Annotated in this window: 20 protein-coding genes; 6 read left to right on the top strand and 14 right to left on the bottom strand. The window is 62.5% G+C overall.

Annotated elements, in window-relative coordinates; all coding sequences use genetic code 11:
* Window positions 1–9 precede the first annotated feature (9 nt).
* The 6 genes from pheS to ACFZAI_RS21000 all read right to left on the bottom strand — a co-directional run bounded on the left by pheS (window position 10) and on the right by ACFZAI_RS21000 (window position 4,486).
* On the bottom strand, window positions 10–1,032 hold the full coding sequence (gene pheS / locus ACFZAI_RS21025) for a phenylalanine--tRNA ligase subunit alpha (RefSeq protein WP_391568738.1): 1,023 nt from the start codon (window positions 1,030–1,032) through the stop codon (window positions 10–12).
* Between the two features lie 77 nt (window positions 1,033–1,109).
* Window positions 1,110–1,469: a 50S ribosomal protein L20 gene (gene rplT, locus ACFZAI_RS21020; protein WP_006218741.1), complete on the bottom strand. Its 360-nt coding sequence runs from the start codon at window positions 1,467–1,469 to the stop codon at window positions 1,110–1,112.
* Window positions 1,470–1,484: 15 nt separating this feature from the next.
* Window positions 1,485–1,682 (bottom strand): 50S ribosomal protein L35, encoded by a 198-nt coding sequence (rpmI, locus tag ACFZAI_RS21015; RefSeq protein ID WP_006226956.1) that lies wholly within the window; start codon window positions 1,680–1,682, stop codon window positions 1,485–1,487.
* 324 nt (window positions 1,683–2,006) lie between these two features.
* Window positions 2,007–3,536: a YifB family Mg chelatase-like AAA ATPase gene (locus ACFZAI_RS21010; RefSeq protein ID WP_391568737.1), complete on the bottom strand. Its 1,530-nt coding sequence runs from the start codon at window positions 3,534–3,536 to the stop codon at window positions 2,007–2,009.
* Between the two features lie 180 nt (window positions 3,537–3,716).
* Window positions 3,717–3,968 (bottom strand): accessory factor UbiK family protein, encoded by a 252-nt coding sequence (locus ACFZAI_RS21005; protein ID WP_054422324.1) that lies wholly within the window; start codon window positions 3,966–3,968, stop codon window positions 3,717–3,719.
* 167 nt (window positions 3,969–4,135) lie between these two features.
* Window positions 4,136–4,486 (bottom strand): DUF5339 family protein, encoded by a 351-nt coding sequence (locus ACFZAI_RS21000; RefSeq protein ID WP_391569181.1) that lies wholly within the window; start codon window positions 4,484–4,486, stop codon window positions 4,136–4,138.
* A gap of 587 nt (window positions 4,487–5,073) precedes the next feature.
* Here ACFZAI_RS21000 and ACFZAI_RS20995 point away from each other — a divergent pair.
* Together ACFZAI_RS20995 and amt are read left to right on the top strand one after the other, a co-directional pair.
* Window positions 5,074–5,412, top strand: coding sequence for a P-II family nitrogen regulator (locus ACFZAI_RS20995; protein WP_006218735.1), 339 nt, complete (start codon window positions 5,074–5,076; stop codon window positions 5,410–5,412).
* A gap of 32 nt (window positions 5,413–5,444) precedes the next feature.
* Window positions 5,445–6,683, top strand: a complete 1,239-nt coding sequence (gene amt / locus ACFZAI_RS20990; RefSeq protein ID WP_391568736.1) for an ammonium transporter — start codon at window positions 5,445–5,447, stop codon at window positions 6,681–6,683.
* 172 nt (window positions 6,684–6,855) lie between these two features.
* Here amt and ptsP read toward each other — a convergent pair whose 3' ends face one another.
* From ptsP to rfbD, 7 genes are all read right to left on the bottom strand, one after another.
* Entirely contained in the window at window positions 6,856–8,646 is a 1,791-nt protein-coding gene (gene ptsP / locus ACFZAI_RS20985; RefSeq protein WP_391569180.1) for a phosphoenolpyruvate--protein phosphotransferase, read from the bottom strand.
* A gap of 22 nt (window positions 8,647–8,668) precedes the next feature.
* Window positions 8,669–8,938 (bottom strand): HPr family phosphocarrier protein, encoded by a 270-nt coding sequence (locus ACFZAI_RS20980; RefSeq protein ID WP_054422328.1) that lies wholly within the window; start codon window positions 8,936–8,938, stop codon window positions 8,669–8,671.
* A 116-nt stretch (window positions 8,939–9,054) separates the two neighbouring features.
* A complete protein-coding gene (locus ACFZAI_RS20975) occupies window positions 9,055–9,456 on the bottom strand; it encodes a PTS sugar transporter subunit IIA (protein ID WP_054422329.1) in 402 nt (133 codons plus the stop codon).
* A 17-nt stretch (window positions 9,457–9,473) separates the two neighbouring features.
* A complete protein-coding gene (gshB, locus tag ACFZAI_RS20970; RefSeq protein ID WP_391568735.1) occupies window positions 9,474–10,445 on the bottom strand; it encodes a glutathione synthase in 972 nt (323 codons plus the stop codon).
* A gap of 157 nt (window positions 10,446–10,602) precedes the next feature.
* Complete coding sequence (infC, locus tag ACFZAI_RS20965) at window positions 10,603–11,154, bottom strand: translation initiation factor IF-3 (protein WP_391569179.1); 552 nt, start codon at window positions 11,152–11,154, stop codon at window positions 10,603–10,605.
* A gap of 20 nt (window positions 11,155–11,174) precedes the next feature.
* A complete protein-coding gene (thrS, locus tag ACFZAI_RS20960) occupies window positions 11,175–13,127 on the bottom strand; it encodes a threonine--tRNA ligase (protein ID WP_054422332.1) in 1,953 nt (650 codons plus the stop codon).
* 386 nt (window positions 13,128–13,513) lie between these two features.
* Window positions 13,514–14,422: a dTDP-4-dehydrorhamnose reductase gene (gene rfbD, locus ACFZAI_RS20955; protein WP_391568734.1), complete on the bottom strand. Its 909-nt coding sequence runs from the start codon at window positions 14,420–14,422 to the stop codon at window positions 13,514–13,516.
* A 185-nt stretch (window positions 14,423–14,607) separates the two neighbouring features.
* Here rfbD and ACFZAI_RS20950 point away from each other — a divergent pair, with 185 nt between their 5' ends.
* Window positions 14,608–15,351: a response regulator gene (locus tag ACFZAI_RS20950; protein WP_391569178.1), complete on the top strand. Its 744-nt coding sequence runs from the start codon at window positions 14,608–14,610 to the stop codon at window positions 15,349–15,351.
* Between the two features lie 31 nt (window positions 15,352–15,382).
* On the opposite strand, the gene hemN is transcribed toward ACFZAI_RS20950, so the two are convergent.
* Window positions 15,383–16,813: an oxygen-independent coproporphyrinogen III oxidase gene (hemN, locus tag ACFZAI_RS20945; RefSeq protein WP_391568733.1), complete on the bottom strand. Its 1,431-nt coding sequence runs from the start codon at window positions 16,811–16,813 to the stop codon at window positions 15,383–15,385.
* A gap of 116 nt (window positions 16,814–16,929) precedes the next feature.
* Here hemN and ACFZAI_RS20940 point away from each other — a divergent pair, with 116 nt between their 5' ends.
* From ACFZAI_RS20940 to ACFZAI_RS20930, 3 genes are all read left to right on the top strand, one after another.
* Entirely contained in the window at window positions 16,930–17,196 is a 267-nt protein-coding gene (locus tag ACFZAI_RS20940) for a hypothetical protein (RefSeq protein WP_175169837.1), read from the top strand.
* Window positions 17,197–17,403: 207 nt separating this feature from the next.
* A complete protein-coding gene (locus ACFZAI_RS20935; protein ID WP_391568732.1) occupies window positions 17,404–18,147 on the top strand; it encodes a FadR/GntR family transcriptional regulator in 744 nt (247 codons plus the stop codon).
* Window positions 18,144–19,388 (top strand): Zn-dependent hydrolase, encoded by a 1,245-nt coding sequence (locus ACFZAI_RS20930; protein ID WP_391568731.1) that lies wholly within the window; start codon window positions 18,144–18,146, stop codon window positions 19,386–19,388. Before ACFZAI_RS20935 ends, ACFZAI_RS20930 begins: the two co-directional genes overlap by 4 nt.
* Window positions 19,389–19,563 lie beyond the last annotated feature (175 nt).

The raw sequence follows: 19,563 nt of genomic DNA, 5'->3' as shown, positions 1-19,563 counted from the left end.
AGCCGTCTGTTATTCGTTGAACTGGCGCAAGAAGCGCAAATCGCCTTCGTAGAACTGGCGCAGATCGTTGACGCCGTAGCGCAACATCGTCAGGCGCTCAAGTCCGGAGCCGAAGGCAAAGCCGATGTAGCGCTCGGGGTCCAGGCCGAAGTTGCGCACCACTTCGGGGTGCACCTGACCCGAGCCGGAGATTTCCAGCCAGCGGCCACGGTTGGGACCCGAGGTGAACATCATGTCGATTTCGGCGGACGGTTCCGTGAACGGGAAGAACGACGGACGGAAGCGCACGACGAGATCATCGCTTTCAAAGAAGCAACGCAGGAAATCGGTGTACACGCCTTTCAGATCGGCAAACGAGATGTCCTCGGCGATCCAGAGCCCTTCCACTTGATGGAACATGGGCGAGTGCGTGGCGTCGCTGTCGACGCGATAGGTGCGCCCCGGCGCAATGACCTTGATGGGCGGCTTGTGCATGCGGGCGTAACGCACCTGCATGGGGCTGGTGTGCGTGCGCAGCAGCAGCGGCAGGCCGTCGGCGTCGTTCATGTCGACGTAGAACGTGTCCTGCATGGAACGCGCCGGATGGTCCAGCGGGTTGTTCAATGCGGTGAAATTGGTCCAGTCATTTTCCACTTCGGGGCCGTCGGCCACGTCGAAGCCAATGGAACGGAAGATGGCTTCCACACGTTCCCAGGTCCGGATCACCGGATGGATGCCTCCCGGCGCGCGGCCGCGGCCAGGCAGGGTGACGTCAATGGTTTCGGAGGCCAGCCGGGCGTCCAGTTCCGCCTGCGCCAGTTCTGCGCGGCGCGAAGTCAGGAGCTCTTCGACTTGTTGTTTGGCCTGATTGATCCGGGCGCCCATCTCGCGCTTCTGCTCGGGATCGAGCTTGCCCAGGCCTTTCAGCAGCACCGTCAGTGCGCCTTCCTTACCCAGGAATCGAGCCTTTGCGTTCTCAAGCGCGGCGGCATCCGTAGCCGCGGCGAACCGTTCTTGCGCCTGGGAGACCAGGTCGTCAACCAATAGAGTCATGAAATCCAGCCTTCAAAACGCAAACGGGGCTATTACAGCCCCGTTTGCAGCGATGCGCGATGAGTTAAAGCGCGCGATCAGGCAGCCAAGGCAGCCTTGGCTTGCTGCACGATGGCGGCAAAGCCGGCCTTGTCGCGCACGGCCAGATCGGCCAGAACCTTACGGTCCAGTTCGATCGAAGCCTTCTTCAGACCAGCGATGAACACGCTGTAGCTAACGCCATGTTCGCGGACGGCGGCGTTGATACGCGTGATCCACAGAGCGCGGAAGGTGCGCTTCTTGTTACGACGGTCGCGGTAGGCGTATTGGCCAGCGCGCATGACTGCTTGCTTGGCAATACGGAACACATTACCGCGGCGGCCACGGTAACCCTTGGCGGCGGCAATGACTTTTTTGTGACGTGCGCGGGCAGTTACGCCGCGTTTGACGCGAGGCATATTAGATCTCCCTTATCAAGCGAAAGGCATCATGGCCTTGACGGAGGCCACGTTGGATTCATGAACCGCTGCCGAGCCACGCAGTTGACGCTTGGCCTTGGTGGTCTTCTTGGTCAGAATGTGGCGCTTGAACGCCTGACCACGCTTGATGGAGCCGCTGCCGCGAACCTTAAAGCGCTTGGAGGCGCTTTTCTTGGTTTTCATCTTGGGCATGATGATTCCCTAAACTTAAACTCGTAGTTGATTTGACATGACGCGAGGTGTTTGGCGTTGCTGGCAAAAAGCCCTAGGGCTAGCACCGATGCGACGGCAAAACTTGTAAACCTGTTGCCACTTCTGAGGTACTTCTTGGGGTACTGCGGGGGTACTACTATCCGCGAAATAGCATTGCTGCCAGACACGGCTTCCTCCCAGGTCTTGGCAAAAAGGTAGCCGAGATCCGGGAAAGCCTTTGATTATATGGTGATTTCCTGGGTGTTGTCGAGTCGGCTGGCGCAAAAAGCTCAGCCGCGCACGCAGGATGAATCCAGAGACGCATCATACGCCCGGACGCCGGTACTGCACCGCTTGCGCCACGTGCCGAGCGGCCAGCGCTTCCTCCCCCTCCAGATCGGCGATGGTGCGCGCCACGCGCAGCGCCCGGTGCAAGGCGCGCCCCGACCCCGCCAGCCGGCGCATCGCCTGGAACAGCAGCGTTTGCGCGTCCTTATCCATCACGCAGTGCTGATCCAGCTCTGGCCCCGCCAGCGCCGCGTTCAGCTTTCCCTGGCGCGCCATTTGGCGCGCCCGGCAGCGCATGACGCGTTCCTGGACGGGTGCGGAAGCTTCGCCAGGCGGGCCACCCATGGATTCGGGGTCGGATGGGGGCAACGCCATATGCAGGTCGATCCGGTCCAGCAAGGGGCCTGATATCTTGCCCACATAGCGCGCCACCTGATCCGGCGTACACACGCAGGATCGGCCGGAGTGGCTGCGCCAGCCGCACGGGCAAGGGTTCATGGCGGCGATGAGTTGGAAGCGAGCAGGAAACTGCGCCGAGTGCAGCGCACGGGCAATAACCACCCTGCCCGCCTCCAAGGGTTCGCGCAGGGATTCAAGCGTGCGGCGGCTGAACTCGGGTAATTCGTCCAAAAACAAGACGCCATGGTGGGCCAGGCTGATCTCGCCAGGACGAGGCCGGCTGCCGCCACCCACCAGCGCTGCAACAGTCGCGGAATGGTGTGGAGACCGAAACGGCGGCTGCCCCATCAAAGCGTCGGGCAAGCCCGCTAGCGCAGCCACGGCCGCCGCCTCCAAAGCCTCGGCGCGGCCCAGCGGCGGCAACAGGCCGGGCATGCGCGCGGCCAGCATGCTTTTGCCCGCCCCTGGCGGCCCGATCATCAGCAGGCTATGGCCGCCCGCCGCCGCCACTTCCAGCGCTCGCCGGGCGGCGGGCTGGCCACGGACATCCGACAGACATGGCGCCGGCGGCGCTTGTGGCCATGGTTTGGGCACAGCGTCCGGCAACAGGCACACCCCAGCGGCATGCGCAGCCACATCGGCCAGACTACGCGCGGACAGAACCCGCAGCCCCGGCACCCACGCCGCCTGTTCCGCGCTGCCCGCCGGCAGAATAAGCGTGGCGCCGGACGTATCGCGCGCCACGCTCAGCGCGATGATCAGGGGTGAAGCAACAGGCACCAGCGCCCCCGTCAGAGAAAGCTCGCCCGCCAGCACCAGATTCGCCAAAGAGGGGTCGGGAGCTGGCAACGCGGCTTCCCCCCCATCCGTCGGGGCGGCTAGTTGGCCGGACGCCAGCAACAGCCCCAGCGCAATCGGCAGGTCGAATCGGCCCGACTCTTTCGGCAAGTCGGCAGGCGACAGGTTGACGGTGATCCTGCCGGGCGGAAACGCAAAGCCACTATTCAATATGGCGGCACGCACGCGCTCGCGGCTTTCGCGCACCTCGGTGTCTGCCAAGCCGACCACGTTGAAACTCGGCAGCCCAGGACCCAAGTGCGCCTCCACGCGCACGGCGTGCGCATGCAGGCCGCTAAGCGCCCGGCTGGCTAGAACGGCAAGCGTCAAGATGGTCTCCCGTGCGGAACAAGACCGTCAGTATCGGCAATCGGCAAGCGCTCGTGGACTCGGCTGAGACATAAACATCCCTTCCCTCGCCACGCATAATCGCCCCGTTCGAACCACAACGCCCAATGAAAAACGACCGCTATTCGCGGTCGTTTTGATCTTGCTACGGCTGGCGCCGGGTTATTTGTCCAGGGCCGACAAACGCGACTCCAGCTGCTGAACCTGGGCCGCCAATTGATCAACCTTGGCGCGCGTGCGGGCAAGCAAATCGGCCTGCACGTCGAATTCTTCGCGGGTGACCAGATCCATCTTGGTGAAGGCCTGGGCCATCATTGCGCGCACGTTCTTTTCAACGTCGGCGGCCGGGCTGCGGGCGATCAGGTCGGAAATATTCTTCTGGATGTCTTCCATCCATTGGGTGCGATTGTTCATAGCGGCCTCTCTGTGTTCTTGATGCCTCAAGTGTAGTGCTTTGCCGATCCGGCGCAGAAGTCCGAACAGGATTATGCAAAAAAAGAGGGCGGGCCGCATGCGGTGACCGCCCATCAAAGCACAGGAGAAAACCGGGCTGCCATGGCGGCAACCCCCTACCAACATCGTTACGGGCAACCCATCTGGCTTGCCGATTGCGCAAACAGATCCGACGACTGCTTGCACTGCGCCGCCAACTGCGTCTTGTCGGGAATGGACGCCCACTGCGTCTTGGCCGCATCAAGCTGCTGCTTGATGCTGGCTGCGGCGGGGTTGCTGCTGCCTAATTTATCCATGCACGCGTTGACCTTAGCCAGATACGCTTCGCACTCCGCGGGCACCGTTGCCGTACTTGCCACGGGAGGCGAGGCGGCCGGAGGCGCTGCGGGAGCAGGCGTCGTTACCGGTGGCGGGGTCGTTGAAGCCGCGGGCGGAGCGGCCTTTTCATCACTCTTATTGCACCCGGCCAGCACACCCATTGACGCCGCCAGCGCCAGCATGCCGATTAGTTTGCGTTGACTCTTCATTGTGTCCTCTTTCCGTTCTTACTTTTTATTAAGAGCCACATACCGGAACCTCTCATGCGGCCCGATTCGCTCACCGGGAAACATGAGCTGGTCTTGATTCTTCTTCACCCGGCTAGGCGCAACAAGCGGATGCGTGTAAACCCTGGTATCAAGCCCTTCCCCCTTTTTGGGCGTCGCGTTGCATGCCTGGCAGGCGGCTGAAAGCCCTGCAATTCCCGCCGCAAGCCCGCCCTGCAAGGCTGTGCGGCCAGAACGGCTCGCGCAGCGCTTGCGGTTCCGCCATGCAAAATCCAATACAAACCGCAACCGCCGCAGCATCAACTGGCTACAAATGTTGGCGCCGGAACATATTTCGTTGCACCACCCGCATTCACCACGTTACGCACCACATTGAGGCTGACGTGTGGTGCATGGCGCACTATATTGGTGCAACCAGGCACAACTCATGCGCCTGCCGTTCCCCTTTCCGGGTACGCACCAACATGGCATGGATCTTGCTTGATAGTCGAGGCCAACGTGCAACCATGAGAGGAAATGCCATGAAACTCATCATCGCCATCATCAAGCCCTTCAAGCTCGACGAAGTGCGGGTGGCTCTATCCGGGATCGGCGTCCAGGGCCTGACTGTTACCGAAGTAAAGGGTTTTGGCCGCCAAAAGGGCCATACCGAGCTGTATCGCGGCGCTGAATACGCCGTCGACTTTCTGCCCAAGCTGCGAGTTGAAGCGGCCGTGCCCGACCACCTTGTCGATCAGGTCATCGAAGCAATCGAACAAGCCGCCCGCACCGGAAAGATCGGCGACGGCAAGATCTTCGCTGCTCCCCTGGAACAAGTGATCCGCATCCGCACGGGTGAAGCTGGCGAAGCTGCGCTGTAAATAAATAAAGAAAGACTCATTGGAGCCTGAAAATGGATAAAGCAGATATCTCCTGGTTGCTCGTCTCTACCCTGCTTGTATTGATGATGGCCGTACCCGGTCTGGCGTTGTTCTATGGCGGCCTGGTACGCAGCAAGAACGTGCTGTCGGTGTTGCTCCAAGTGCTGTGCACGTTTGTGCTGGGCCTGGTTCTCTGGTTCATCTACGGCTATTCCCTTGCATTTACCGAGGGCAACGCCTTCTTCGGCGGCCTGTCGCGCGCCTTCTTCTCTGGCATGTTCACACCGGCTGACGGCAAGTACGCCATGTCGAACACCTTGACCGAGCTGCTGTTCGCCTCGTTCCAGGCCACGTTCGCCGGCATCACCTGCGCGCTGATCGTGGGCAGCTTTGCTGAACGCGCCCGCTTCTCCGGGGTGCTGGTGTTTACGGTGATCTGGTTCACGTTCGCCTACATTCCCATCGCCCACATGGTGTGGTTCGCGTCCGAAACGGCGCCGGGCCTGCTGAATGCCAAGGGCGCGCTGGACTTTGCCGGCGGCACCGTGGTGCACATCAATGCTGGCGTGGCCGGCCTGGTGGGCGCGTATGTGGTCGGCAAGCGCGTGGGCTACGGCCGCGAAGCCATGCAGCCGCATAACCTGCCGATGACGTTTATTGGCGCCGCCCTGCTGTGGGTGGGCTGGTTCGGTTTCAACGCGGGTTCGGCACTGGCCGCCAACGAGAACGCCACCCTGGCCTTCTTCAACACGATGATCGCCACGGCGGGCGCCGTGCTGGCCTGGCTGTTCACGGAATGGGCCATCAAGGGCAAGCCCTCGATGCTGGGCGCCGCCTCCGGCGCGATTGCCGGTCTGGTGGGCATCACCCCCGCCGCCGGCCTGGTTGGCCCGGTGGGCGCACTGATCATCGGCGTGGTTGCCGGCATCGTCTGCGTCTGGGGCGTGAACGGCCTGAAGCGCATGCTGCGTGCCGATGACGCGCTGGACGTGTTCGGTATCCACGGCGTGGGCGGTATCGTCGGCGCATTGTTGACCGGCGTGTTCAACGCGCAAGTGCTCGGCGGCCCCGGCCTGGCTGAGCCTGGCATGATCGCCCACCAACTGTGGGTCCAGCTGGAAGGCGTGCTGCTGACCATCGTCTGGTCCGGCGTGGTGGCGTCGATTGCCTACAAGATCGCCAATGCCCTGTGCGGCATGCGCGTGCCGGAAGAACAGGAGCGCGAAGGCCTGGACGTCACGAGCCACGGCGAATCGGCGTATCACAGCTAATGCGGTATCTCGGCCCGCCGCCTGCGGCGGGCCAGCAAGAAAACGGCGTCGGGATGTCACATCCCGGCGCTTTTTTTTGGTCCGCGCCTGGACAAGAAAAACGCCCCGAATCGGGGCGTTTTTAGGTTCTGGGTAGAGCGGATCAAATGGGATCAACCCGGATCAACCCGGATCAAGCCGGGTCAAGCGCATCCAGATCAACGGGCAAGGCGCGGTTCAGCGCCGTCGCCACCTTGATGCGAAGCGCGTTGGAATGCGCGCGGCGCACTTCCCGCTTCACGTCCAGCAACTGCTGCGGATGCATCGAGAACTCGGTCAGCCCCAAGCCCAGCAGCAAGCGCGTCATGCGCGAATCGCCCGCCATTTCGCCGCAGACCGCAACCGGCTTGCCCGCCCGCTCGCCTGCATTGATGGTATTGGCGACCAGGCGCAGCACGGCCGGATGCAGCGGATCGTACAGCGCGGCCACATCGTGGTCGCCGCGGTCGATGGCCAAGGTGTATTGGATGAGATCGTTCGTGCCGATCGACAGGAAATCCAGCGCCTGGGCAAACGGCTCAATGGCGATAGCGATGGCGGGCACTTCAACCATGGCGCCCACTTCCATGTGCGGCGCGTAGGCCTGACCGCGCGCATCAAGCTCGCGCCGTGCGGACTCGATGGCCGCCTTGGTCGCCACCACTTCATGCATGTGCGCAATCATGGGGATCAGCAGCCGCACAGGACCGTGAGCCGAAGCCCGCAGAATGGCGCGCAGCTGCGTTGCGAACATTTCAGGGCGCGCCAGACAGTACCGGATGGCGCGCTGCCCCAACGCCGGGTTGGTGGCCACGGTGGCTTCCCCATCCAGCGTTTTGTCCGACCCGATATCCAGCGTGCGTATCGTGACGGGCCGGCCCGCCATCACCTTCACCACCGAAGAATAGGCTTCGTACTGCTCTTCTTCACCAGGCAGGTCCGGGCGCCCCATGAAGAGGAATTCGCTGCGGAACAGGCCAATGCCATGCGCGCCAGAAGCCAGCGCCAGCGCGGCCTCTTCGGGCAATTCGATATTGGCGTGCAGGACGATATCGATGCCATCCAGCGTGACCGAAGGTTCATCACGCAGCAGGCCGAGTTCGGCGCGTTCGTCGGCATATACCGTCTGACGGCGGCGGTATTCCTGAAGAATGCGGTCCGACGGATTGACGACCACGGCGCCGGCCGCGCCGTCGATGATCAGCATGTCGCCGTCGCGGACCAATTCGCGCACGTTGCCCATAGCCACCACGGCCGGCACGCCCATGCTGCGGGCCACAATGGCCGTGTGCGACGTGGGCCCGCCCAGGTCGGTCACGAAGGCCGCAAAGCGCCCTCCGCGCAAACGCAGCATGTCGGCCGGCGAGATATCGTGCGCCACCACCACCAGCGCGTCGTCTCCGCCCATGTGCGACATGTCGGGCAAGATCGCCGACGTGCCGGACAGCACGTGCAGCACACGCTCGATGACTTGTCGGACGTCAGCCCCGCGCTCGCGCAGGTACTCGTCTTCCATGGCGTCAAACTGCTGGCCAAGAATCTGGCCTTGCGTCGTCAGCGCCCATTCGGCGTTGTAGTGACGTTCGGCGATCAGCGCCAGGGTTTGTTCGGCCAATAACGGGTCGCCTAGCAACAGGCTGTGCACGTTCAGCATGGCGCCCAGCTCGCGCGGCGCATCGGCCGGCAAGGTGTCGGCCAACAGCCGCAATTCGTGCTGCGCCGAGGCCAGGGCCTCGGTCAGACGGCTGCTTTCGGCGGGCACATCCTCGGGCGATATCCGGTAGTGCGCCACTTCCAAGGCCGCGGCGCCCATGACGACGGCGCGTCCGATGGCATATCCCTTCGCAACGCCTTTGCCATAAAGACAAACGACGGGGCTGGCAGGGCCAGCTCCGTCGTGAGCATTGTTCGGGGTCGTAGACGCGCCAGCCTCAGCAACGCTCAGGCTGGCGGATTCATGGGAGTTTCTATTCCTGCTCACCGAATTTGCTGTCGAACAAGGTTTCGATTTCGGAAAGGGCTTGATCGGCGTCGCCGCCGGAAGCCTCCAGTTTGACCGTCACGCCCAGCCCGGCCGCCAACATCATGACGCCCATGATGCTCTTGGCGTTCACGCGCTGTGCGCCACGCGAGATAAAGATCTCGCTTGAGAACTTGCTGGCCAGTTGCGTCAGCTTGGCGGCGGCCCGCGCATGCAAACCCAATTTATTGCTGATGACGATGTCTTTTGTAGGCATAGGAAATATTATGACCGCGGATTTACGCCGCAGTGTTGATCGCAGCAACAAACCAAACCGCCAACCGCTTTTCGGCTTGGATTGCCAGCCGACATAATAGGGCAAATTCCCGCCCGTCAGTCTACACGCAAGACGCCCTGCACTCCGCCGGCCAGCGCCTTTTCGCGCGTATCGGCCAACGGCAGATTGCGATAAGTCAATGCGCGCAGCAGCATCGGGGTATTCAAACCTGCCAGCACGCAGCATTGAATGCCTTGTGCTTGCGCATCAGCGACGGCGCGTTTGGAGATATTTGCGGGCGTCGCGCCGATCAGGTCGGTCAGCACGAGCACACCGGCGCCGTGGTCCTGTTCAAGAATGTCTTTCAGAACGTCCGGCGCCAAATCGTCCGGACGGTCTTCAGGCTGGATATCGTGAATGGCCAGCATGCCGTCAAGGTTGCCCATGACGTGGCTGGCGCATTCGCGCATCGCCGCGCCCAAAGGCGCGTGCACGACGATAACAATACCCGTGGTCATGACGGATTCCAGAGAGATCAGGCCGCGATGGCAGTGGTCGCCACGGCGTCTTCAAGCGCCTGGACGAACATGCCCGCGACATCGAAACCGGTCTGTTCGGCAATCTCTACGAAACAGGTGGGGCTGGTGACATTCACTTCGGTGACGTAATCGCCAATGACGTCCAGGCCCACCAGCAGCAGGCCGCGAGCAGCCAGCTTGGGAGCCACGGCTTCGGCGATTTCGCGGTCGCGCGGCGACAATTCCTGCGCCACGCCACGGCCGCCTGCGGCCAGATTGCCACGGGTTTCACCGGCCAGCGGAATGCGCGCCAGCGAATACGGCACGGGTTTTCCGCCAATCAGCAAAATCCGCTTATCGCCCTTGACGATATCGGGGATGTAACGCTGAGCCATGATGGTGCGCGCGCCGTTGTCGGTCAGCGTTTCCAGAATGGCGTTCAGGTTCGGGTCCTTGGGCTGCAAGCGGAACACGCCCGTGCCGCCCATGCCGTCCAGCGGCTTCACGATCACGTCGTGATGCGTGTCGTGGAAGGCCTTCAGGCGAGCCATGTTGCGGGTCACCAGCGTGGGCGCGGTGAACTCGCTGATCTCGGTGATGGCCAGCTTTTCAGGGTGGTTGCGAATTGCCGCGCCGCTATTGAACACGCGGGCGCCTTGGGCCTCGGCGTATTCGAGCAAATGCGTGGAATACACGTATTCCATGTCGAAAGGCGGGTCTTTGCGCATGACGACCGCGCCGAAATCCGCCAGCGGCAGATCCTGGGCAGGGGACTCCGTCCACCAGTCATGGCCGTGCAGGTCGGCATCAGCCACCAGCGCGATCGGCGTGGTGACGGCTTTGACCGTGCCGCCTTCGATGTAAAGGTCGCCCTGCATGGCCACGCTAAGCGTGTGGCCGCGCGCCACGAGGGCACGCATCATGGCAACCGAACTGTCCTTGTACGCTTTGAGCAGCGGCAAGGGATCCAAAACGAACAAAACATGCATCGCGACACCCTGAACGGACGCCGCCTTCCCTCGCGGGAAGGCGGCTTTATGACATCGTAGCGCAGAGCCGCCCAATAAGCGAACCCGCCGGTCACGAGGTGGACGGCGGGTCGGATGTCTAGCGGCCAAGCCTTCCGGGGAAGGCTACGGCTGGAACTCAGGCCGCCGATTCAGGCTTGCCCGCAGGCACGGCCTTCTTCTTGGGCGCCAGCACCATGACCATCTGACGGCCTTCGAGCTTCGGCATGGCTTCGACCTGGGCAAGTTCCAGCAGATCGTCACGCACACGTTCAAGCACCCGCATACCGAGTTCCTGGTGAGCCATTTCGCGGCCACGGAAACGCAGCGTCACCTTGGCCTTGTCGCCCTCTTCGAGGAAGCGGCGCAGGTTGCGCAGCTTGACTTGGTAGTCGCCCTCGTCGGTGGCCGGACGGAATTTGACTTCCTTGACCTGAATGACCTTCTGCTTGGAACGAGCTTCGGCTTGGCGCTTCTGCTCTTGGTACTTGAACTTACCGTAGTCCATCAAACGGCAGACCGGCGGCTCGGCGTTCGGCGCGATTTCCACCAGATCCACGTCGCTTTGCTCGGAAAGACGGAACGCGTCGGCGATCTTGACGATGCCCAGCTGTTCCCCCTCCAGACCTATCAGGCGCACCTCGGGGACGCGGATTTCACCGTTGATGCGATTGGCTTTTTCAGTGGCGATGTTGAAAGCTCCTAGAAATGTTAAGCAGCACTGCTATCAGGTTGATTGACGTCGCGGCGGGAGGAGACATCCTCGGACAATCGCGCGACGAACTCGTCGTATGCGATGGCGCCAAGGTCCAATCCGCCCAGACCGCGTACGGCTACGGTGCCGTTTTGTTTTTCCTTGTCGCCGACGACAAGAATGTACGGCACCTTTTGCAGGCTGTGCTCCCGAATTTTACGAGTGATTTTTTCACCGCGCAAATCGGACTCTACTCTAAAGCCTTGTTTTTTCAGGCTTTGTGTGATTTCAGCCGCATAATCGGCCGAAGGTTCAGAAATGCAGCATACGACAGCCTGCACCGGAGCCAGCCAAGGAGGCATCGCACCGGCGTGGTTTTCGATAAGCATACCGATAAAACGCTCGAGCGAACCCAGGATGGCACGGTGCAGCATAACCGGCGGACGGCGCTGGTCGTTCTGGTCCACGTACTCGGCGCCCAAGCGCACGGGCATCGAGAAGTCGACCTGAATCGTACCGCATTGCCAGTGACGGCCGATAGCGTCCTTCAGCGTGTACTCGACCTTGGGGCCGTAGAACGCGCCCTCGCCCGGCGAAATTTCGAATTCGCAGCCGGTGCGGCGCAGGCTTTCCATCAGCGCCTGTTCAGCCGTATCCCAGACTTCGTCCGAGCCAATACGCTTTTCAGGACGCGTGGCGACCTTATACAGCACTTCGGTGAAACCGAAGTCGCGGTAGACCTTTTGCAACAAGGCCGTGAAGTCGGCGCATTCGTCCTGGAGCTGTTCTTCTGTACAGAAAATATGGCCGTCGTCTTGCGTAAAGCCGCGCACGCGCATCATGCCGTGCAGCGAACCCGAAGGTTCGTTGCGATGGCACTGGCCGAATTCGCCGTAGCGCAGGGGCAGTTCGCGGTAGGAATGCAGGCCGGAATTGAAGATCTGCACGTGGCCCGGGCAGTTCATCGGCTTCAAGCCATAGACGCGGTTCTCGGACTCGGTCGTGAACATGTTTTCACGATAGTTGTCCCAGTGGCCCGTCTTCTTCCACAGCGACAGATCCAGAATCTGCGGCGCTTTGACTTCCTGGTAGCCGTTGTTGTTGTACACGGCGCGCATGTACTGCTCGACCTGCTGCCACAGGGCCCAGCCCTTGGGGTGCCAGAAGATCAGGCCAGGCGCTTCGTCCTGGAAGTGGAACAGGTCGAGTTCGCGGCCGATCTTGCGGTGGTCGCGGCGTTCGGCCTCTTCCAGCATGTGCAGATAGGCTTCCTGCTCTTCCTTCGTGGCCCAGGCGGTGCCGTAGATGCGCTGGAGCATCTCGTTCTTGCTGTCGCCGCGCCAATAGGCGCCAGCCACCTTCATCAGCTTGAAGACCTTCAGCTTGCCCGTGGACGGCACGTGGGGGCCGCGGCACAGGTCGATGAAGTCGCCTTCACGGTACAGGCTGAGCGGTTCGTTCGACGGAATCGAAGCGATGATCTCGGCCTTGTACTGTTCGCCAATGCTCTTGAAGAATTCAACGGCGTCGTCGCGCGTCCATTCTTCACGCGTGACAATTTCGTCCTTTTTGACGAGCTCAGCCATCTTCTTTTCGATGGCGGCCAAGTCTTCAGGCGTGAACGGGCGCTTGTACGAGAAGTCGTAGTAGAAGCCGTTGTCGATCACGGGGCCGATGGTGACCTGGGCGTCCGGGAACAGCTGCTTGACCGCGTAGGCCAGCAGGTGAGCCGTGGAGTGGCGGATCAGGTCCAGGCCGTCGGCGTCTTTGGCGGTAACGATGGCCAGACGCGCATCGCCTTCGATGCGAAAGCTGGTGTCGACCAGCTTGGATTCCGAGCCTTCAACCGTTACGCGGCCGCCCAAGGCGGCCTTGGCCAGGCCCGTACCGATCGATTGCGCCACTTCCGCAACCGTTACCGGCCCCGGATATTGGCGCTGCGAACCATCGGGCAATGTGATCTGTACCATCGGGAGTGCTTCCTGGGGTTCTTGGAACTAAAAATCGAAAATCAGAAACGAAAAACGCGGCCTGAGAGCCGCGTTCTATTGGTTGTCTTGCTGAGTTCTACCGCCGACCTGACACGGTGAAACCCGACGCACGAAAAACTAACGCGACATAGGGCGAAAGTTCCGGGTCGTAGTTCGTGCCAGCGGGAAAAACATGATTCTAAGCCTGTTGGTGCGCGCCCGAGGCGGCGCGAAGCAATGTTGCGCAATCAAGATCAACGTTGAAAACAAAACGGGCTAAAGCCCGAGTCAACATGCGAAATCAACGGATCAACTGCATTTATCGTTGCCGATTGTAGCATCATTCGCGCCCTTTCCGTCGCAAATGCGCGACAAATCCGCCCGGATCAGACCAAGTTACGGCTATCGGCAAGGGCGGCCAGCGCGTGGCGCACGCCCTCTTGCCACGGCGGTGCGTGGATACCGAACTGCCGGGCCAGCAGGCTCGTGTCCAGACAGGAGTTCAACGGCCGGGCCGCCGTGTTCGGATGCTGATCCGCGGACACGGGATGGATGTCGTCCGGGGTCAACGTCACCGGCAGGCCTGCGCGCCTCGCCTGCTCGGCGATGAAGCAGGCGTACTCGTGCCAACTGACCCGCCCCGCCGCGGTCACATGGTACAGGCCGAACGGAAAGCCCGCTCCGCCAAGAAAATAGCGCGCCACCGCCACCGCGGTCACATCGGCGACGAAGGCGGCGCCCGTGGGCGCGCCGTGCTGATCACTGACCACGCGCAACGCCTCGGGCTGGCGCAACGCCATCAACATCGACTTCAGGAAAGAGTTGCCGAACACGCCGTAGATCCACGAGGTGCGAAACACCAGGTGGGCGGCATTCATGGCCTGCACCGCGCGCTCGCCCGCCAGCTTGCTGCGCCCGTACACGTTCAGCGGGCCGGGCGTGTCGGTTTCGACATAGGGGCTGGATTTCGCGCCATCGAACACGTAGTCCGAGGAGTAATGCACGATCAGCGCTCCGCGGCTGGCAGCCAGGGCGGCCAGCTCTCCGGCGGCCTCTGCGTTGACCCGCGAGGCGCGGACGGCGTCTTCTTCGGCACGGTCCACCGCCGTAAGCGCCGCGGCGTTGACGATGACATCTGGCTTCTCTTTACGCACCAGACGCGCCAGTTGCAAGGGGTAGGTCAGGTCGCAATCGCTGCGGCCAACCGCCGCCACCACACCCAGCGGAGCAAGGCTGCGCCGCAGCTCAAAACCCAGTTGGCCGTCGCGTCCTAACAGCAGAATCTTCTTGGTCATGCTCGCGCTCACTACTAGGCCGAGGGTGCAACGGTCTGATTTTGACGCTTTTCTCGTCCGCTCAGCCGTATGAAAACGTAATCTGCCTTCGCAAATTTAAGACTACGTGCGGAGCGTGCTTCGGATGTCGCCTCACGCCGAGCGAAACCGCCACCGACGTCCTCCTTACGGCTCGTGGAGCATCGATGAAAGCTGTCTCAATACGTGTGACCAAAGCGTCATCCCAATCAAACCCGCCGCGCGGGAACGAAGGGGGTGGCCGTCAGGGCGGCCGCCGGCATCTATTGCTGTCGCGCACACCCAACGTCATTAAAGTGGCCATCCTGGACGACCACCCCGTGGTGGCGTTAGGCGTGGATGCCTATCTGGAGAGCCGGCCAGGGTTTCGCGTGCTGCACCGCGAAACGTCGGCGCGGGCCATGCTCGAAAAGCTGACCCATGCGCCCTGTGACGTTGCCCTGATTGATTTCTATCTGCCCCAGGAACCCTGGGACGGCGTCAATTATTTGCGCCGGCTGCGCCGGTATCATCCGAACCTGGCGATCATCACGTTTTCGGCGGGCAACCGCCAAGAGACCCAGTACGCGGCGTTTCGCGCAGGCGCAAATGGGTATCTGGCAAAGCAGTGGGGAATGATGTTGCTGCCCGAAATGATTCGCGGCGTGCTGAGCGGCAAGGACCCGTTTCTGTCGGTTCAGGACGGAAAGATACGCCCGCTTGAACCCACCCACCCCCATGCGTTGCTGACGACGTCTGAAGTCGAAATTCTTCGCCACATCAGCCAGGGCTTGTCGGTCACGCAGATAGCGGCCCGGCTGATGCGCAGCAAGAAGACCGTCAGCACCCATAAACGGCGGGCGATGCGCAAGCTGCAGTTGGCCGACGATTTGTCTCTGGCGCTCTATCTGCGCGAGAAATTTGCCGAGTGAATCCTCATTCCCCTCGCCGCCGCGGCCCGCCTCAGATGATGCGGGAGTAGCTGGCGCCGCTGCTCATGCTGCGCAAATAGCCGTCAAACGCCATGGCGACGGCGCGTACAAAATACCAGCCCAGACCGGTCACCTGCACCTCGCCTGACCGCAGGTTGACCAGGCCCAATTCCGCAAGGTTCGCCATTTGCAGCAGTTCGCGGCTGAAGTAGTCGCCAAAGCGCAGACCGTGCCGGGTCTCGACGCGCGCAAAATCCACGCGACCCTGGCACATGATGTCCATGATGACTTCACGGCGCACGAGGTCGTCGGCGTTCAGTTCCATTCCGCGCTCGACGGCAAAGTTACCGGCCTCGATCGCCGCGTAGTACTCATCCAGCACCTTGGCGTTCTGGCTGTAGGTGTTGCCGATGCGGCCAATGGCGGACACGCCCAGCGCGACCAGGTCGCGATCCGGCTGCGTGCTGTAGCCCTGGAAATTTCGGTGCAGTTCGCCACGCTGTTTGGCAATGGCCAGCGCATCCGTGTTCAGCGCGAAATGGTCCATGCCTATGTAGGTGTAGCCCTGCTGCAAAAAGCCATCGATGGCCGAGCTGAGCAGACCCACGCGCGTGGCGCGGTCAGGCAGGTCAGCTTCGTTGATGCGGCGTTGCGGCTTGAAGCGTTCCGGCAAGTGCGCGTAGGCGTAGAGCGCAATACGGTCCGGGCGCAACGCCACCACTTGCCCAATGGTGCGCTCGAACGATTCGGTGGTCTGCAACGGCAGCCCGTAGATCAGGTCAACGTTTACCGACGCATAGCCCAGCGCCCGCGCACTTTGCATCAGCGCCCGCACATCCTCGAAAGACTGCACCCGATGCACCGCGACTTGCACGCGCGGATCAAAATCCTGCACGCCGAAGCTCAGCCGGTTAAAGCCCAGTTTGCGCAAATGCGCCAGGCGCTCGGGCGTAGCCGTGCGCGGATCGACTTCGATGGAGATCTCGGCATCCGGCTCGAAGCGGAATGCGCTGCGCAGATCATCCATCAGACGCGTCAACTCTTCGTCTGACAGGAAGGTGGGCGTACCGCCGCCAAAGTGCAGTTGCGACACCGGAACGCCCGCGCCAAGCTCCTGCACATGCAACGCCACTTCACGCGCCAGCGCGTCCAGATAACGCGCCGCGCGGTCGTGGTGACGCGTCACCACCTTGTTGCAGGCGCAGTAATAGCAGACCGAATCACAGAACGGAATGTGCACGTAGAGCGACAGCGGCTCTGCCGGTTGCGTGGCGCGGCGTTGCTGCAACGCCAGCCGGTAGTCTTGTTCGCCAAAGCCTGCGTGATAGCGGTCGGCCGTGGGATACGAGGTGTAGCGCGGCCCGTTCTTGTCCAGCCGAGCCAGCAACTGGGGAGGAAAAAAAGGTTCGGAGGCGGCAGGGGCCGGGGAGTCTGAAACGCGTGGGCGGAGGGCGGCTTGCATACCCCGAATTATTCGCCTGCGGCGGCCCCCGCACCTTGATCTTGCGCAAACCTCAAAGCGCGCGTTGCTTGCGCCCGTAAAATGCGCCCATTCACGTTGCAGAACCAGGACACCCCATGGACACCGAATTGGATGGCCGCCTGCTGGCCATGCGCCAAGCCTTGGCCATTGCCATCGCCCTATCCACCCGCAGCAGCCCGCAAGCGACCGACATGGCGCTGGAGCTGCTCAATGATTTGAAGGATGGCATGGACAAGGCGCCGTCCGACAGCCCGTTCGACAAACCCGAATGGGTCGTCGGCGCGCAAGATGAGCTGGACGGCATCGCCCGCCTGGTCCGCGCCTTCACGCAAACGCCCGAGCCGGACGACGCGGCCGAGTAAGGTGCACCTTCGGCTGGCTGCACCTCCGGCTGGCCGCCCTACAGGCGTGCGCCCTGCGCACGCCTAACTGGCCTGACCACCAGATAGGAAGACGTGGAATCCCTCTGATCGTTTTCCCTGAAATCCACAAATTTCCCTGTTATTTCAATAACGGCGTGCCTATATTGGTGGCCTGACCACCAGGCCATATCGATAGACCGATCCGTTATGAGCACCTTCCAGGCTGTCGCCGTCACCCGCCTGTACCGCATGATTGCCGACCAGATCGCCGGCCGCATCCGGGCGGGCGACTTCCCCCGCGGCGGGCGCCTGCCTTCGGAGCGTGAACTGGCGGAGCAACTGCAAGTCAGCCGGGCGTCGATCCGCGAAGCGTTGATCGCCCTGGAGATCGAGGGCTATGTGGAAGTACGCGTCGGCACGGGCGTGTTCGTCACGATCACGCCCGAAGGCGCCGCGTTTCCCGCGGCGTCCTCCACCGCCGCCCATGCCCTGCCCGGCCACGATGACATCGGCCCCTTTGACTTGCTCGAAGCCCGGATGCTGATCGAACCGGAATGCGCCGCGCTGGCCGCGCAACAGGCCACGCCCGCGCAGATCGCCACCATCCGCGACGCGCACGCCGCCATGTCGCTGACCGATTCCCCCGGCCAGCACGACCGCGAATTCCACAGCGCCATCGCCATCGCCTGCGGCAACGCGGCGTTGGCCTCGGCCGTGGCGCACTTGTGGAATCTGACGCAGGCGAGCTCGCTGTACAGCCGCATGCAGGACTACTTCGTGAACACACAGGTGTGGGCCGCAGCCCATGCCGAGCACCAGCGCATCCTGGCCGCCATCATGGCGCGCGACCCGATCCGCGCCCGCCACGCGATGCACACGCATCTGCTGGGCATTCTGGCGCGGCTGCGCGAAGACGTCGATTCACTCACCGACCACCGAGGCTATCCATGACATCGTCTTCCCTGTCCATCAACGGCCAACGGCTATGGCAGTCGTTAATGGATCTGGCGCAGATCGGCGCCACGCCCAAGGGCGGCAATTGCCGTCTTGCCCTGACCGCGCTGGACGGCCAGGGCCGTGACCTTGTCACCGGCTGGATGCGCGACGCCGGGTTGACGGTGCGGGTCGATCAGGTGGGCAACATCTTCGCGCGCCGCAACGGCCGCAACAACGCCCTGCCCCCCGTCATGACCGGCAGCCACATCGACACCCAGCCCACCGGCGGCAAGTTCGACGGCTGTTATGGCGTGCTGGCCGGGCTGGAGGTCATGCGCACCTTGAACGACGCCCGCGTGCAGACCGACGCCCCGCTGGAAGTGGCCATCTGGACGAACGAAGAAGGCTCACGCTTCGTGCCGGTGATGATGGGATCGGGCGTCTTCGCCGGCAAATTCCCGCTGGAGACGGCGCTGTCCGCACGCGACGCGCAGGGCCTGACGGTGGGCGATGAGCTTCAAGCCATCGGCTATGCGGGCGCGGACCCCGTGGGCGGCCGGCCCATCGACGCCTACTTCGAAGCGCATATCGAACAGGGTCCGATTCTTGAGCATGAAGAAAAGACCATCGGCATCGTGACCGGATCGTTGGGCCTGCGCTGGTACGACGTCACCGTGACCGGCATGGAAATGCACGCGGGCCCCACACCCATGGCGATCCGCCGCGACGCGCTGTTCGCCGCCAGCTTTCTGGTGCAAGCGGTGATCAACATTGCCAACGCACACCAGCCGCACGGGCGCGGCACCGTGGGCGAAATCCATGCGCACCCGGGCTCGCGCAACGTCATCCCCGGGCAAGTCCGCTTCACCGCCGACCTGCGCCACGAAGATGCGGCCACGCTCGCGCGCATGGACCAAGCCTGGCGCCGCGCCTGCGACGACATCGCCGTGGCGCATGGCGTACATGTGGATGTGAAAGACGTGCAGACCTTCCCGCCCACGCCATTCGATACAGACCTGGTAGACAAGGTGCGCCAAGGCGCGGCCAGCCGGGGCTTGCCCGCCATGAACATCGTGACGGGCGCAGGACACGACGCCGTTTACATGGCCGCCGTCGCGCCCACCGCCATGATCTTCGTGCCGTGCAAAGACGGCATCAGCCACAACGAAATTGAAGACGCGCAGCCCGGGCATCTGGAAGCCGGTTGCAACGTCCTGCTTGACGCCATGGTGGCGCGCGCCAACGCCGCGCGTTAGCACCGACGATTTCGCCGCAATGGTGCGCGGCCGCCTTACCCAGCACCTGTATGAAGCACGAATGGTGCGGCTTCACCCGTTGTACCCCTGAGAAACGCAGGTGGCACGAGGTTTGCTTGTTATTGCGCGGCATCTGCCGCGCAACGGCGGTCACCTGTCAGTCCCTTTCCAGCCC

The sequence above is a fragment of the Achromobacter sp. NPDC008082 genome (assembly GCF_042957345.1).
GTDB lineage: Bacteria > Pseudomonadota > Gammaproteobacteria > Burkholderiales > Burkholderiaceae_B > Achromobacter > Achromobacter kerstersii_A.
The sequence above is the reverse complement of the archived record's forward strand: the minus strand, read 5'-3'. Positions and strand labels throughout refer to the sequence as shown.

Excerpts from the sequence above, each read along its gene's own strand:
- gshB (WP_391568735.1), bottom strand. The coding sequence starts at position 10,445 with ATGCATGTTTTGTTCGTTTTGGATCCCTTGCCGCTGCTCAAAGCGTAC.
- thrS (WP_054422332.1), bottom strand. The coding sequence starts at position 13,127 with ATGGTACAGATCACATTGCCCGATGGTTCGCAGCGCCAATATCCGGGG.
- ACFZAI_RS20940 (WP_175169837.1), top strand. The coding sequence starts at position 16,930 with ATGGACACCGAATTGGATGGCCGCCTGCTGGCCATGCGCCAAGCCTTG.
- ACFZAI_RS20930 (WP_391568731.1), top strand. The coding sequence starts at position 18,144 with ATGACATCGTCTTCCCTGTCCATCAACGGCCAACGGCTATGGCAGTCG.
- pheS (WP_391568738.1), bottom strand. The coding sequence starts at position 1,032 with ATGACTCTATTGGTTGACGACCTGGTCTCCCAGGCGCAAGAACGGTTC.
- ACFZAI_RS20975 (WP_054422329.1), bottom strand. The coding sequence starts at position 9,456 with ATGACCACGGGTATTGTTATCGTCGTGCACGCGCCTTTGGGCGCGGCG.
- rfbD (WP_391568734.1), bottom strand. The coding sequence starts at position 14,422 with ATGACCAAGAAGATTCTGCTGTTAGGACGCGACGGCCAACTGGGTTTT.
- ACFZAI_RS20950 (WP_391569178.1), top strand. The coding sequence starts at position 14,608 with ATGAAAGCTGTCTCAATACGTGTGACCAAAGCGTCATCCCAATCAAAC.
- amt (WP_391568736.1), top strand. The coding sequence starts at position 5,445 with ATGGATAAAGCAGATATCTCCTGGTTGCTCGTCTCTACCCTGCTTGTA.
- ACFZAI_RS20980 (WP_054422328.1), bottom strand. The coding sequence starts at position 8,938 with ATGCCTACAAAAGACATCGTCATCAGCAATAAATTGGGTTTGCATGCG.
- ACFZAI_RS20935 (WP_391568732.1), top strand. The coding sequence starts at position 17,404 with ATGAGCACCTTCCAGGCTGTCGCCGTCACCCGCCTGTACCGCATGATT.
- rplT (WP_006218741.1), bottom strand. The coding sequence starts at position 1,469 with ATGCCTCGCGTCAAACGCGGCGTAACTGCCCGCGCACGTCACAAAAAA.
- rpmI (WP_006226956.1), bottom strand. The coding sequence starts at position 1,682 with ATGCCCAAGATGAAAACCAAGAAAAGCGCCTCCAAGCGCTTTAAGGTT.
- hemN (WP_391568733.1), bottom strand. The coding sequence starts at position 16,813 with ATGCAAGCCGCCCTCCGCCCACGCGTTTCAGACTCCCCGGCCCCTGCC.
- ACFZAI_RS20995 (WP_006218735.1), top strand. The coding sequence starts at position 5,074 with ATGAAACTCATCATCGCCATCATCAAGCCCTTCAAGCTCGACGAAGTG.
- ACFZAI_RS21005 (WP_054422324.1), bottom strand. The coding sequence starts at position 3,968 with ATGAACAATCGCACCCAATGGATGGAAGACATCCAGAAGAATATTTCC.
- ACFZAI_RS21000 (WP_391569181.1), bottom strand. The coding sequence starts at position 4,486 with ATGGGTGTGCTGGCCGGGTGCAATAAGAGTGATGAAAAGGCCGCTCCG.